11 protein-coding genes and 1 rRNA gene (1 of these 12 only partly in view) are annotated in these 15,363 nt (G+C 36.1%); 7 read left to right on the top strand and 5 right to left on the bottom strand.

The features are described 5' to 3' along the window. Positions 1-35: 35 nt before the first annotated feature. Entirely contained in the window at positions 36-1,733 is a 1,698-nt protein-coding gene (gene lysS, locus ACR9EA_RS12270) for a lysine--tRNA ligase (protein ID WP_435133446.1), read from the bottom strand. 163 nt (positions 1,734-1,896) lie between these two features. On the opposite strand from lysS, the gene ACR9EA_RS12265 reads away from it, so the two are divergent. Further along, on the top strand, positions 1,897-2,055 hold the full coding sequence (locus ACR9EA_RS12265; protein WP_435133444.1) for a YqaE/Pmp3 family membrane protein: 159 nt from the start codon (positions 1,897-1,899) through the stop codon (positions 2,053-2,055). Positions 2,056-2,120: 65 nt separating this feature from the next. Here the strand turns inward: ACR9EA_RS12265 and ACR9EA_RS12260 are convergent, their stop codons facing one another. Continuing rightward, a complete protein-coding gene (locus ACR9EA_RS12260) occupies positions 2,121-2,816 on the bottom strand; it encodes a TapB family protein (RefSeq protein WP_435133442.1) in 696 nt (231 codons plus the stop codon). Between the two features lie 120 nt (positions 2,817-2,936). Between ACR9EA_RS12260 and ACR9EA_RS12255 the strand changes: the two genes are divergently transcribed. Together ACR9EA_RS12255 and lipB are read left to right on the top strand one after the other, a co-directional pair. After that, on the top strand, positions 2,937-3,689 hold the full coding sequence (locus tag ACR9EA_RS12255) for a hypothetical protein (RefSeq protein WP_435133439.1): 753 nt from the start codon (positions 2,937-2,939) through the stop codon (positions 3,687-3,689). A 4-nt stretch (positions 3,690-3,693) separates the two neighbouring features. Further along, positions 3,694-4,395 (top strand): lipoyl(octanoyl) transferase LipB, encoded by a 702-nt coding sequence (gene lipB / locus ACR9EA_RS12250; protein WP_435133436.1) that lies wholly within the window; start codon positions 3,694-3,696, stop codon positions 4,393-4,395. A gap of 139 nt (positions 4,396-4,534) precedes the next feature. On the opposite strand, the gene ACR9EA_RS12245 is transcribed toward lipB, so the two are convergent. From ACR9EA_RS12245 to ACR9EA_RS12235, 3 genes are all read right to left on the bottom strand, one after another. After that, positions 4,535-5,584, bottom strand: a complete 1,050-nt coding sequence (locus tag ACR9EA_RS12245) for a nucleoid-associated protein (protein ID WP_435133433.1) — start codon at positions 5,582-5,584, stop codon at positions 4,535-4,537. Positions 5,585-5,650: 66 nt separating this feature from the next. After that, positions 5,651-8,083, bottom strand: coding sequence for a ribonuclease HII (locus tag ACR9EA_RS12240; RefSeq protein ID WP_435133430.1), 2,433 nt, complete (start codon positions 8,081-8,083; stop codon positions 5,651-5,653). A gap of 29 nt (positions 8,084-8,112) precedes the next feature. Beyond that, on the bottom strand, positions 8,113-8,712 hold the full coding sequence (locus tag ACR9EA_RS12235; protein ID WP_435133428.1) for a ribonuclease HII: 600 nt from the start codon (positions 8,710-8,712) through the stop codon (positions 8,113-8,115). Positions 8,713-8,782: 70 nt separating this feature from the next. Here ACR9EA_RS12235 and ACR9EA_RS12230 point away from each other — a divergent pair, with 70 nt between their 5' ends. From ACR9EA_RS12230 to ACR9EA_RS12215, 4 genes are all read left to right on the top strand, one after another. Beyond that, entirely contained in the window at positions 8,783-10,753 is a 1,971-nt protein-coding gene (locus ACR9EA_RS12230; protein ID WP_435133425.1) for a putative porin, read from the top strand. Between the two features lie 102 nt (positions 10,754-10,855). Further along, positions 10,856-11,956: a hypothetical protein gene (locus tag ACR9EA_RS12225; protein ID WP_435133423.1), complete on the top strand. Its 1,101-nt coding sequence runs from the start codon at positions 10,856-10,858 to the stop codon at positions 11,954-11,956. Between the two features lie 55 nt (positions 11,957-12,011). Beyond that, positions 12,012-13,280, top strand: a complete 1,269-nt coding sequence (locus ACR9EA_RS12220; protein ID WP_435133420.1) for a BamA/TamA family outer membrane protein — start codon at positions 12,012-12,014, stop codon at positions 13,278-13,280. A gap of 736 nt (positions 13,281-14,016) precedes the next feature. Continuing rightward, a 16S ribosomal RNA gene (locus tag ACR9EA_RS12215) occupies positions 14,017-15,363 on the top strand (it continues 173 nt past the right edge of the window).

Raw genomic sequence — 15,363 nt, 5'->3', positions numbered from 1 at the left:
ATAAGTGTGTTGTCTTATTTAATAGACAGATTTATTTAATCTGCTAAAGCAACAAATAAACCGTCGTCTGTCTTGTCTACTTTCGCAACACCTAATTTGGTTAGTCCTTTAATGGTTTTATCCCATTTTTTATTACTTAAACCAGATTGCGATTTTAAAGTGTTTAAATCGATTGGAGTATTAGATTTTAAAATGTTGAATACTGCTTTTTCGTCTTCAGACATTTCTACTTGTTTTTTCTCTGGACGCATCTGTGGAAAGAACAATACCTCTTGTATAGATTGGTTATTGGTTAAAAACATAATTAATCTATCCATACCAATACCCATTCCAGATGTTGGTGGCATGCCGTATTCTAAAGCTCTTAAAAAATCGTGATCTATAAACTCGGTAGCTTCGTCGTCTCCTTTTTGAGCTAATTTTAATTGGTGCTCGAAACGTTCGCGTTGGTCTATCGGGTCGTTTAATTCGGAGTAGGCATTGGCAATTTCTTTACCACATACCATAAGTTCAAATCGTTCGGTTAAATCTGGATTATCTCTGTGTTCTTTACAAAGCGGACTCATTTCTTTAGGGTAATCGGTAATGAAGGTTGGCTGAATGTAGTTGCCTTCGCATTTTTCGCCAAAAATTTCATCGATTAGTTTGCCTTTACCCATAGTCTCGTCTACTTCAATCCCCATGCCTTTGGCTGCTTCGCGAATGTCTGCTTCTGATTTTCCTGTAATATCAAAACCTGTAAAATGTTTTATAGAATCGGCCATAGTAACACGTGCGTAAGGCGCTTTAAAGTCGATCTCGTGTTTACCAAAAGTAGCTTTGGTAGTTCCGTTTACGGCCATAGCACAGTGCTCTAAAAGGCGTTCGCAGAAATCCATCATCCAGTTGTAATCTTTGTAAGACACATAGATTTCCATAGCGGTAAATTCTGGATTGTGCGTTCTGTCCATACCTTCGTTACGGAAGTTTTTAGAGAATTCGTAAACCCCATCGAAACCACCAACAATTAATCGTTTAAGATATAGCTCGTTAGCAATTCTCATATATAAAGGAATGTCTAAACTGTTATGGTGGGTAACAAACGGGCGTGCAGCGGCACCACCTGGTATAGGTTGTAAAACAGGAGTTTCTACCTCAAAATATCCAGCGTTGTTGAAGAAACTACGCATGGCATTAAACAATTTAGTACGCTTTACAAATACCTCTTTAACATGAGGGTTAACCACTAAATCGGCATAACGCTGTCTGTAACGTTGCTCTGGATCTGTAAAGGCATCGTGTACTTTACCTTCGGCATCTACACGCGGTTGAGGTAAGGGGCGTAGCGACTTACTTAAAATGGTAAAGTCTTTAACCATTACGGTTTTTTCGCCTACTTGGGTTTTAAACAATTCGCCTTCTATACCTACAAAGTCACCAATGTCCAATAATTTTTTGTAAATGGTGTTGTATTTGGTTTTGTCGTCTCCGGCGCAAATTTCGTCGCGGTTAAAATACACTTGTATACGGCCTTCGCTGTCTTGAACTTCGGCGAAACTGGCATTACCTTGTATACGTCTAGACATTAATCGGCCTGCAATTATCACTTTTTTACCTTCTTCAAAATCCGATTTGACCTGTTTACTGTTATGGGTTAAAGGAAAAAGATCTGCTGGATACGGATTAATACCTAACTCGCGAAGTTTGCTAAGCTTTTCTCTTCTTACGATTTCTTGCTCTGATAATTGCGACATACTAAATGATTCTGTTTTTATTTTTAACGCACAAAGATAATTACTATTGGTAACTATATCAATAGATTGTTATTTAAAAACAAAATAGATTTTAATAGGTGTAACTTTTAAGGGATAAGGGCGTCCAATAGTTAGTTCATCAATTAAAAAAAATCAAATTTCAATGAGTATTTGGAGAGTTATCTTGTCTATAATTTGTCCGCCGTTAGCGGTGCTAGACAAGGGGTGTGGATCTGTAATTATCGTGTTTTTATTGTGGTTATGCGGTTGGGTGCCTGGCGTAATCGCTGCTTTGGTTATATTAAATAATCCGAAATCATAAAAAAAGCTTGTCTTTAAATTCATTCTTAAAGACAAGCTCTTAATTCTTATATTTATAAAAACCACTTATTTGTTGAAAGCGGTAAGTACTTCGCTACTATCTAATTTTCCGTTTTTCTTGTAGTTTTCTGTTTTTACCACACCTACGCCTTTAGCAAGCCATTTTTTAGAAACCGTGTGTTTGGTTATAAGCATTTTTAGTGTTGTTTCGCTTTCTATAATTATACAATCAAAAGTACCGGCAGGAACGGTTATGGTTTCTTTGCCTGTAACTTTTCGATTTATAGTGCTTACTTTAAAATTCATAGCCATAGATCCAGCATCTATGTCCATATTCATGTTGGTGTCTGGTAGTGTTTGGCCTTTTTCTAACTTGTTGGGCAGATAGAAATTTGTGCCATCTATCTTTACATCCATATCCTTATCTTTAAGTTCGCTGGCGAGTCGTTTACCTATAAGTGAATTAAAGTCTATAGTTACGCCGTCATTTTCGCAAAGCATCTCGTAAGTTGCATTAAGGGTTTCGCTGCCGGCGTTATCTTTTACTACAGTGTGTATTTCTGCTTTGTTCCCAGAGGCGCTAAGCACTTCGTTGTGGGTAACAGATTCTATGCTGTTTTTTTTGTCGTAATGTGTGATTTCATAAGTTGTTCCGGGAGTCATAGGAAAGTATTCACTACAATTTTGAGCCCAGCCTATTGCAGATAACATGATGACAACCATGGTTAAACTTTGTTTAAGGTGATGTTTTAAGGTTTTCATTAAACACATATTTTTAGGTTATTAGTATTATAAAAATATCAATTATATATTAAAAAGGAAATTCAAATTAAAATCGTTTAATAAGCTTTATATTTGTGGCTTGCTAAACAATCAATACTTATGAAATTACAAAATGTACTCTTGTTAATATGCTGTGTTTTTTTAATGTACAGTTGTCAATTTACCGAAACTATTTATATTAACGATGATGGAAGTGGTAAAATGTCTTTCGCTTTTGACGGATCTCAATTAATGGAAATGGGCGGTAATGATATGATGGGCGCCGATGAAAAGGTTGTAGATTCTACCATAGTGTTTAAAGATTTTTTAGAAGCAAAAAAGGATAGCATAGCCGCATTGCCACAAGCCGAACAAGAGCGATTAAAAGCTTTGGAAGATTTTAAAATGCATATGTTAATAGACCCTAAAACACAAAAGATGGTAATGGATATGTATACCGAATTTGATGATGTAGATGGTTTGCAGGATATGTTTAATTTAATGAACCAAGCCAATACGCTTAATAGTCAAGACGACGAGGCTCAAAAAGGCGCTAATCCGTTTTCGGATTTAGCTTCGGGCGAAGCCACTCAAGTAGATTACACGTATAAAAACAATGTGTTTAAGCGTAAGGTTGAAATTATAGATCAGGCAAAGCTAGATGCTGTAACCGATAGTATTGGCGATGCCGAAATGATGCTCGCAGCATCAACTTATGTGTTGAATTATCACTTTCCAAAACGTATCAAATCGGTGTCTTTAGAACAAGCAAAATTTAGCGAAGACCACAAAAGTTTTTCGGCCGAAGTTAATTTTAAAGCCTATATCACCAATCCTGAAAGTTTAAATGTAGAAGTGATTTTAGAAGATTAATCCAGTGAATAAAACCGTACAAGTACAAGATTTAGGTGTAAAAGATTACAAAGCGACTTGGGATTACCAGGAAAGCTTATTTAAAGGCATACTCGATGTTAAGATAAAAAATCGTCGTGAAGATGCAAATGCAGTTACACCAAATTACTTGTTGTTTGTAGAACACCCCCATGTGTATACTTTGGGTAAAAGTGGCGATTTGTCTAATTTGTTGCTTAACGAGCATCAGCTTGAAGCGAAACATGCTAGTTTTTATAAAATTAATAGGGGTGGAGATATCACTTACCATGGGCCAGGCCAAATTGTAGGTTATCCTATTTTAGATTTAGATAACTTTTTTACCGACATACATAAATATTTACGGTTTTTAGAAGAGGTTATTATTTTGACTTTAGCAGAATATGGACTTCAGGCCGAGCGTAGCGAAGGCGAAACAGGTGTGTGGTTAGATGTTGGTACGCCATTTGCGCGTAAAATTTGTGCTATGGGTGTTCGTGCGAGCCGCTGGGTAACCATGCATGGTTTCGCACTTAACGTCAATGCCGATTTAGGATATTTCGATAATATCATTCCCTGTGGCATTCGGGGGAAAGCTGTAACATCTTTAAATGTGGAATTGGGGGTTAAAACAGTAGATTTAGAAGAAGTAAAGCAGAAACTGCTAAAACATTTTAAAACACTTTTTGAAGCGGAATTATTATTTTAGTTGATGGTTGATGGAATAACATAGAAAATAGAACGTATAGAAATTCACTTCTAACTAAATTTTAGTCCAGCATCTAGAGTTCTAGCTGTCTAGGGGCTAATAGCTCACTACTCAATACTAAAACCTCACTACTAAAACGCTACCCTTCGGTATTAAAATACACTTTGTAATAATACATTTTTTTGTCCTCGTCGAAACCGCGTTCCAAATATTCGCTTGCAGCATCGGGAGCATCAATATCTAGTTTAATTTGGATTTGCGTGTCGAGTTTTATTTCCGATTTAATTTTTTGTTTTTGTTTTTTTACAACAGGTTCGGCAATATCAAACTGATTTAAAATAAGGACATCTTGCTCGCCTTCGAACGATTTTTTATAGTCGTCGAATAAGGTTTTGTGCTTGTCGTCTTCAAAAACTTCTTCTTTAAATTCTTCAACATTTACAAACTCCCGTTCTTTAAAAAAGTCAACTGTTTTCGCTAAAAAGATACTTTGTTCTTGGTTGCCATAGCTGGTTTTTAAAACCTCGGTCGAGAATTCTTTACAAAGTTCTAGGTAGTTTTGTGTGTGCGAATTATAATCGTTAGCGTATTTAATATTCAAGAAGTTGTTAATCCAATATTGGGCATCGTAATTGTTGTTGTCTACTGTAAAAACAATCGGCCCTTCGGCGTCAGTCTGATTTAAAATGAGGCAGCCTTTATCCACTTTTTTAGTGTTAATACCTTGTTGTACGGCCACATCGTAACTGTTGTTTTCGAGATAGGTCTGGAAAAAGTTAGATTTACTTTCAATTTTAAAAATACCTACAGCGTTGGTAGTAATTTCGTTGAATTCTATACCTTCAAAAAGTGCAACAATAACATCGCCTGTTTTTATTTGTGCCGAGTTAGATTGTTCGTACAAATGCTTTACAATGTTTTTAGAAACCTCAATAAAATTAGCGTCGTCTTCAAAAATAGTTTCAGCATAATTGTTTATCTCATTTAATTTTATGTTGGCATGATGGTGGAAACGGTGACTTTGTACTACCGTGCCAAAAGGACGCAATAAAAACGGCAGCATAAGGTCGTAGCTAGCTTCGTCAAACTGAACTTCTTGTTCGGAAAACGCATTCTTGGTATCGTTAAATTTATTTCCAACTTTATGGATTATAAATCTTGTTATCGCGGCATTGGTACGTTTTATCATAACGAAAAATTAAATGGTTTTGGGTTGCAATAGTACTAAATTGCAATGCTTTTTTAAGTTAAAAACTTAATTAATTTGATAGATGATGATGGCGTTGTCGTTTCCTTTAGTAACGCATTCTATTGGGCCGTCTTTGTCTAAATTTGCTAAGTCTATGCTACTGGTACCGTACACAGGAAAATTAGATATTGGTTCGGATTGACTATCAAAAACATATACCTTTTGGGCTTGTAAATCGGTTGTACTTACGTAAATTTTGTTGTTAACGTAGAATAGTTTTACAGGTGTGTAACTTCCAAAATCCATTTCTAATGTTTTGTCTTTAATGGTTAACACATTTCCCGATTGCGATACAAGTGTACGCGAGGTAGCATCTATACTATGGCGTTCCAAAAGGTTAATGTTTTGCGAAGCCACATTGCCCTTTAAATCGACTAACACTAAAGCGCCATTTTCGGTTGTTGTTGTAAATTTATTATTGTAAAAATACACAGCTTGGTTGGAGTAGTTGTAGTTGGTTTTAGGAGTAATACGTTCTTGGCCTGTACGGTTAAGAATGTATAATTTGTTTTGAGTTTTAAAAACCAAGTAATCTTTTCCTTTTTCTCTAAAATGTTGCGGTTTGTGAATAATCGTGCCATTGGCTTTGTTAAACTTAAATCCGTTTACACGTTTGCCTTTAGCATCGTACATTAATACATTACTGTCTTGAATAACTAATAACCTGTAATTTTTGTTATTGTCGTAATCGAAAACAGCTAAAGGTTGTGTTATTTTATCTTTGAAATTTTGAGGAAAAGGAGCGACGTCTTTTCCGTTTCGGTCTAAAACATACAGCTTGTTTGCTGTAGTAAAGGCCAATTGTAAACGGCCATTTTTGTACATGTCTATTTGCGAGATGTCACCAAGTACGGCGCCTTCTAATTGTTTTTTCCAAAGTATTTTTCCTTTGTTGGAAATTAAATACAGGTTATTGTTTACATCTTGAACAACAACATCTTTTTGTCGAGTAATGTGATTGGTTACAAATTGTGGGTGATTTAAAATGTTAGCATCCAGTTTAATGTTTAATTCTTCCGAAACGGCATTTTCTACTGTTCTTCCTTTTTCTTTTTGAATAACTGCATTAACATGGGCGAAATCTTGATCGTATATATATTGAATGGCAGATGTTTTGTAATTAGCCGTGTTAATATTTAAATCTGAACTAAAATTTGAAGCTAAAATACTGTTTAAAGTCGTGCTCGATCCCACAAGTAACAGGCTAGATGCATTGCTTAAGTCTTGCTTTATATTGGTGTAAAAATCTCTGTCGGCAAACGTAGCTTTGTTTTGTTGCGATGCAATAATGTGCTTTAAATAGTCTAAAGAGTTGGCGAAAATATAAAACGAATCCAGTTCGCAATAATATGTAGCATCTTGTGTTCGAATAAATGGACTGAATAGATTAGGGAACCATTCTGGGTGTTCGAAAGTTTTAATTTCTATCTGTCTAAATTCTTCAATCACTTCTTGCGAATATACTAAAGCTTCGTCTGTAGCCAAGTGGTCTAAACTGTAAAAAGCAATGGCAAGTTGTGCTTTATCGTGCATAATGCCAATTTCATTAGTACTATCAAAAAGAGTAGTCTCTGGAGCATCGGCGTGGTGGTAAGCCACCAGATTAGCTTGAAAACTACTAAAATCATGGTACGTAATACTCATAAATGCATCGCTATCTGCTGGGGTAATATTGGCTAATTTATTGTCTTGTGGTATTGTGTTTTTAAATACATTAATAAGGTATTCTGTAGAGTCTGGTGCTTTTGTAATACCATTTAAAGTAATTTGGTCTTGCGTAATATCTGTGTCTAAAGCAAGATATTTTGTGAAGGAAGAAAAAGTGATTGAATCTTCAACTCTAAACAAGTTTAAGTTTTTGTTGTAATCGCTATCTAAAATTACAGCAAAAGTTTTGTCGTTTCCAGTTGTACTGTAAATTTTTTCAAAGGTTGGGTTTACTGGTTTTGTAGTAACACTATTTTCGATAATCGATTTTGATGTCGAACCAATAAAGATGCTATCTATTACAATACTGTATAATGTTTTGTTTTTAATGTTAGCCGTCGTTATGTTATGGTTTTTAAAAGTAGTCGCTGTTTGTTTTATCGGGTTTAAGGAGTCGGTTTGGAATAAATCTTTACTGTATTTTGTAATAAGAGTCACTTGAAGACTGTCGGCATTGTCTTTAGAAAAACAGAACACAGTTTCGTCTTCTGGTGTAAAGGCATCTAAAACACTAAAATGAGTGTTTACAGTATTATAAATTGGTGTATTAGAAAACTCTTGAATCAGGGTATTGTTTGTTAAGCTGCTTTTTAACTCTTCGAAGTTTGAAGTTTTTATAAGCGAAATGGTATTTTCTGGAACAAAATCTAAAAGATTGGGTTTAGAATGGTTTGTAGTTGTGCAAGCTAATGCTAATAAAGAAAAAATAATGGCCAATCCAAGCGCTCTCATAAAGGAATTTTTTTACAAATATAAAAATGTTATAAATCTAATTTTAATTGATCTGGTAGTAATCTAAAAGATTGTCTGTGATATTTTGTAACGCCATATTTTTTTATGGCTTCGCGGTGTTCTTTGGTTGGGTAGCCTTTGTTTTTTTTCCAATTGTACATAGGAAATTCTTCGTGAATGGTGTTCATATAAGCGTCGCGATACGTTTTTGCCAATACTGAAGCCGCAGCAATATTTAAAAATTTACCATCGCCTTTTATAATTGTAGCATGCGGTATGTCGTTATAAGGTTTAAATTTGTTGCCATCTACACTAATAAATTGAGGTTGCGGAGTGAGTTTTGTTATGGCTTCTTGCATGGCCAAAATGGAAGCGTTTAAAATATTAATCTCATCGATAACATCTGGAAAAATATGAGCGACTCCAAAACTAATACTCTCTAATTCTATAACAGGTTTTAAGGCATCTCGTTTAATTTCTGTGAGTTGTTTGGAATCGTTGAGGATAGAATTTTTAAAATCGTCGGGCAGTATCACGGCAGCAGCGGTAACCGGCCCCGCCAAACAGCCCCGACCAGCTTCGTCTGTACCACATTCAAATTTGTATTTAGAATAGTTTAGGGCAAGCATTTAAATTATGTTTTGATTTATTAATGGTATCATATTTTGTATTTACCTTTGCAAGGTCTAAAAAATAATTATGAAGCAACTCATTCTATCATTCTTTTTATTGTGTTTTTCTTTGCTGGCACACGCTCAAAATTTTACAGTACCAGAAAAAGGTCAAAGAACAGAATCAAGTAATGGGCTTCAAAATAATTTAAATTCACGTTCGTCGGATACCGTTAGTACGAAAGCAGGTACTCAAAAAGTGGGGAAGATCGATCAGTATTTAATCATTTCTAGTGTAAACGATACCACGTTTGTAGATACTACCTTAAATATAAAGAAAGACTATAAGTTTAATTACCGCAGGAAAGATAATTTTAATCTGATTTCTTTTTCGAATATGGGGCAAACTTATAACACGCTTAGTTACAATTTTAAAAGTGAGCAGCTAATGCCCGGTTTTGGTGCCCGTGCCAAAATGTTTGATTTTTATAGTGTAGAAGACATTGTGTATTACCACGTGCCAACGCCTTTTACCGAGTTGTTTTATAAAACGGGTTTCGAACAAGGACAAGTGGCTAGCGGTTTGTTTACCGTAAATACGTCCGAGCGATTTAATTTTTCGGTGGCCTATAAAGGCTTGCGTTCGTTAGGGAATTATCAAAATTACATATCGAGTTCGGGGCACTTTACCTTTACAAGCAATTATAAAACTAAAGACGAACGCTATATCGCGAAAGTTCATTTTGTTGCGCAGAATATTAATAATGAAGAAAATGGCGGACTGACAGACGATGAACTACAATATTTTGAATCTGGAGATCCAGAATTTTCGGATCGAGGTGTTTTTGATATGAATTTCCAAAATGCCGATAATACTTTAAAAGGAAAACGATTTTATTTAGATCATACCTACCATATTGTTAAACCAGCAGATTCGTTGGCAAACCATAGTTTAAATGTGGCTCACATTATGAATTTTGAAGATACTTACTTTCAATTCAACCAAAGTGCCCGAGATACTATTTATTTTGGATCTGCTTTTAAAACTCAAAATTTAAGCGACCGAGCTACATTAGAGAATTTTCATAATCAATTACAATTAAATTATGGAAATAGAATTTTAGGTAACCTTCAGTTTAATACCAGTTGGGACAATTATAACTACGGATACGACCAAATTGTGATTCTGGACGGTAATCGTATAACCAACAGATTAAAAGGAAATGTAATTGCGGTTGGTGGTAAATACCATAATAGTTTTGGTGGGTTTGAAATTAATGGTGATGCAGGTTTAAATGTTACGGGAGATTTTAGTGGTAATTACATAACTGGGCAAGCAGGGTATAGGCTTAACGACGATTTGGCTTTTAGTGCGGCAATCAATCACAATGCCAAGCAACCTAATTATAATTTTTTATTGTTTCAGAGCGATTATTTAAACTACAATTGGCAGTCAAATTTTAGTAGCGAAAAAACACAGCAGCTTAGTTTTAAGGTCGTGTCAGATAAATATGTTAATTTAGATATCGATTATTCTACAATTAGCGATTATGCATATTTTAAGAAAGATTCGCTTGGTGGTGTTAAACCATTTCAGGATAATACCACGATTACTTACTTACGTGTTAAGCTAGATAAAGAAATAAAAGTAGGGCATTTTGCACTGGCGAATACTATTATGTACCAAAATGTACAAGATGACAACAAGGTGTATAATGTGCCAGAATTTGTAACGCGAAATACCTTATATTATAGTAACGAACTTTTTAAAAAAGCACTGTATTTACAAACAGGAATAACATTCAATTATTTTAGTAAATATAACATGGATGCTTACGATCCGCTTTTGGGCGAGTTTTATGTGCAAAACGATACGGCTCTTGGTGGTTATCCCAGATTCGATTTCTTTTTAGATGCTAAAATACAAACAGCCCGAATTTACTTTATGTGCGAACATTTTAACTCTGCATTTACGGGTTACAATTATTATTCTGCACCCAATTACCCATACCGCGACTTTACCATTAGGTTTGGTATAGAATGGAATTTCTTTTTGTAACGGCTTTATGTGTTTCATTTTGTATTAAGTCCATTATCTATGCTTTAGGTTTAGAGGGTTTTACTTATATTCGCTGTATATAAGCTCTAACTTATCATTTACATGAAAATACAAAGTTGTCTCTTATTTTTAAGTTGTGTGTTTTTTTGCAGTACTACTTTTGGACAAATAAATCAAGAAATCCAAACAACAGATGCAGAAGAGCAATACCCTTATGTATTACCAATTTGGGGGCAAAAAGTGCAAGAACGAGGCATGGCTGATCAATTGCAATTGCCGTTTGGTGTTAACATAAACTATGTAAATGCCTTTGTCGAGCTGGATGTTACCGAGTTTGAAATGATGATTAACGGTCACGATCTTTCAGGAATTATTAATACCGAAACATTAAATTTTAAAGAAGTAAGTGCAACTACTAATGGTGTAAATGTAAGGGCCGATGCTTGGGTGCTTCCTTTTATGAATATATATGCGTTATTTTCTTCTGTAAAGGGGGGAACCAATGTTTCGCTACAACCAGCATGGACTAATGAGGTTGGAGAAGTTGTACTGCAATTACCAGAGTTTTCTTCGAATGTAGATTTCGATGCGATAGCCTATGGTCTAGGAACGACTTTAATTTTTGGTTGGGATAATTATTTTTCAAGTGTCGATATGAATTATTCGGCAACCAATACCGAAATTTTAAAAGATAATATTGGCTATTTAACCTTGTCTGGGCGTTTAGGCCATAGGTTTGGATTAAGTAAAACGAAAAAGGATTTTTTTGTAGCGCCTTATTTGGGGGTGATGTATAGAGATTTTGTAGGCGCTCGAGGGAGTAATGGTTCTATACGTATGGACGAAGTGTTTCCAGATTTAGAAACTACTTTTAACGAAAAAGCCAATGAAAAAATAGCAGAAAACCAAGCCGTTATAGATAATCCGTCAACTTCAATAGCCGAACGTGTAAAATTAGAAGCACAAAATCAAGCCATCGAAACAATTCAAACACGAATAAATGATAGTGGAGCCTTTAGTGCAGAGATTGATTATTTTATACGAAAGGATCTTATTCAAACTGTAACCTTTCAATTCGGATTCAACTTGCAAATCAATAAAAGTTGGATGTTACGCGGTGAATATGGTGTAGCAGATTCCCAACGTTTTTTAATGACAGGTCTTCAATATCGTTTTGGTGTAAAAAAGAAAACCATCAAATAAAAAGTCTTTAAGCAGAACATGTAAAAGACTTTAGTTTTTTTGAAGTTTATAGGTTTTGAAATATATTAAAGTCATACTTGTTCTTAGTGTCTTTTGCTGTTACTTAAACAGCTCACCAATCTTTGCGCAAGATTCCATTTCGTTTTTTAATAAAATTTTAAAAGGAAAACCCAAACCGCCGCCAGAAAAGGGGAGTTTCTATTTTTCGCCATTACCTGCATTAAGTGTTAATCCTGCCCATGGGTTTATGTACGGTGTTGCAGCGTCTGCAAGTGGCTATTTAGGAAATCCAGAAGACACAAAAATTTCCAATGCGTTTATTGCGGCTATTTTTACCACAAAGCAGCAGTTTATCTTTAATTTAAAATCGACTGTCTATTCCGAGCAGAATACATTTTTAGCTTTAGGCGATTGGCGATATTTAAATTCATCGCAAGAAACTTGGGGGTTAGGTACAGGGTCGCAATCTGCTAGATTGGCTTATACCGATTTTAATAATTTTGAAGGAAACGTACAAGGTGTAACCGAAGCTAATAATTTAGAGTTCGAATTGATACGTTTTTACGAAACAATTTTACGGCGATTAGATACTACACCACTTTATATTGGGTTAGGTGTACATATAGATGTGTTTAATAAAATTAAAGATCCGCTTTTAGACCTGGAAGCTTCGCCAAAACAAATTACACCTTATTATGCATACAATGCCTATTATGGGTTTCATCAAAATAAATCTAATTTAATAGGACTTTCTGCAAATGCGGTTTACGATTCGCGCGATAATGTTAATACGCCTTATTCTGGCAGATACGCGATGTTAAGGTTTAAGTACAATCCAGAATTTCTAGGCAGCGATAAAACATCTTCCCAATTATGGTTAGAATACAGAGACTATTTAAGTATTAAAAAGGATCATAAAACCATTTTAGCATTTTGGGGTTATGCAAATCTTACGCTTTCTGGCGATTTACCGTACATGAGTTTGCCAGCTTTGGGCTGGGATCAATATGCTAAATCAGGAGAGCCTTATGCTCAAGGGCGTTTTAGAGGGGATAATCTCTTATTTTCTGCTGTAGAATTAAGGCAGCATATCTGGGCGACTAAAAATAATCCTAGATTTTTAGGAGCTGTTGGTTTTGTAAATGCAACAACAGCTAGTGGAGCGGGCAATGGTATTGCCTTGTTTGAGTATATAAATCCGGGTTACGGATTAGGACTTCGTATAAACATAAGTAAAAATGCGCGCACAAATATAGGGTTGGATTATGGTTGGGGAAGTTATGGTGCAACTGGTTTCTTTTTGAAGCTTAACGAAACGTTTTAGTTTTTTTTGAATAGAAAACTATATAAAGAGCGAATACGTCTAAATAGAAAAAGTAAGAAGTATAGCGTATTTGGCTTGATAGACACTAGATGCTTTATCCATTAATATAGTCTGTATTTATTATAATCGATATAGTATTTTGAAGCGAATTATTAAGCGTTTTTATAAATCTGATAGTATTTGTAATTGCAACTCGCATAATTCCAGCGTATTAAAAAATAATTCAAAAAAACACATTAAAAAGTTTGTTTGGGAAGAGAAAAGGGTTGTATATTTGCACCCGCTTACGGCGAGAGGGATATTAGAAAAGGAGTAAGCAAACGTTCATTTACAGGCAAGCGATAGGGTTTAAAATTAAATTTAAAAAATATCAAAAAAAGCTTTGTAGATTTAAAAAAGGTTGTACATTTGCAGCCGCTAAAAACGGCAACGTTTTTAGAAAGAAAAGTTCATTGTAAGTTGTGTTTTGTTGGTTGAAAGGTTTGAAAAAAAAACTTTCAAAAAAAATCAAAAAAACATTGCAAGGAATGAAAAAGGGTTTTATATTTGCACCCGCTTTCAGACGGAAGTTTTGAAAGAGAAAGTAAAGAAGAATAAAAGTTCATTAACATATTGAATTGACAGCGTAGATAACAACTGGAAACGGTTGTTGTCAATAAGAAGAGAATAAGCCATTTTGAGTACTGGAAAATTCCATTAGTTGTTAAAGATAATAGTGGAAACACTTAAAAATTTAACGATGAAGAGTTTGATCCTGGCTCAGGATGAACGCTAGCGGCAGGCCTAACACATGCAAGTCGAGGGGTAACGGGGTGCTTGCACCGCCGACGACCGGCGCACGGGTGCGTAACGCGTATGCAACCTACCTTTTACAGGGGGATAGCCCAGAGAAATTTGGATTAATATCCCATAGTATTATTGGATGGCATCATTTGATAATTAAAGATTTATCGGTAAAAGATGGGCATGCGTTCTATTAGCTAGATGGTGTGGTAACGGCATACCATGGCAACGATAGATAGGGGTCCTGAGAGGGAGATCCCCCACACTGGTACTGAGACACGGACCAGACTCCTACGGGAGGCAGCAGTGAGGAATATTGGACAATGGGCGGGAGCCTGATCCAGCCATGCCGCGTGCAGGAAGACTGCCCTATGGGTTGTAAACTGCTTTTATACGGGAAGAAACACTCCCTCGTGAGGGAATTTGACGGTACCGTAAGAATAAGGATCGGCTAACTCCGTGCCAGCAGCCGCGGTAATACGGAGGATCCAAGCGTTATCCGGAATCATTGGGTTTAAAGGGTCCGTAGGTGGACGATTAAGTCAGAGGTGAAATCTTGCAGCTCAACTGTAAAATTGCCTTTGATACTGGTTGTCTTGAGTTATTATGAAGTGGTTAGAATATGTAGTGTAGCGGTGAAATGCATAGATATTACATAGAATACCAATTGCGAAGGCAGATCACTAATAATATACTGACACTGATGGACGAAAGCGTGGGTAGCGAACAGGATTAGATACCCTGGTAGTCCACGCCGTAAACGATGGTTACTAGCTGTTCGGTCGCAAGACTGAGTGGCTAAGCGAAAGTGATAAGTAACCCACCTGGGGAGTACGTTCGCAAGAATGAAACTCAAAGGAATTGACGGGGGCCCGCACAAGCGGTGGAGCATGTGGTTTAATTCGATGATACGCGAGGAACCTTACCAGGGCTTAAATGTAGAGTGACAGGTCTAGAGACAGACTTTTCTTCGGACACTTTACAAGGTGCTGCATGGTTGTCGTCAGCTCGTGCCGTGAGGTGTCAGGTTAAGTCCTATAACGAGCGCAACCCCTGTTGTTAGTTGCCAGCGAGTGATGTCGGGAACTCTAACAAGACTGCCGGTGCAAACCGTGAGGAAGGTGGGGATGACGTCAAATCATCACGGCCCTTACGTCCTGGGCTACACACGTGCTACAATGGTAGGGACAGAGAGCAGCCACACCGCGAGGTGGAGCGAATCTATAAACCCTATCACAGTTCGGATCGGAGTCTGCAACTCGACTCCGTGAAGCTGGAATCGCTAGTAATCGCATATCAG

This window comes from Formosa sp. A9 (assembly GCF_051200825.1).
Lineage (GTDB): Bacteria > Bacteroidota > Bacteroidia > Flavobacteriales > Flavobacteriaceae > Formosa.
This window is presented reverse-complemented; position numbering and strand designations above follow the sequence as displayed.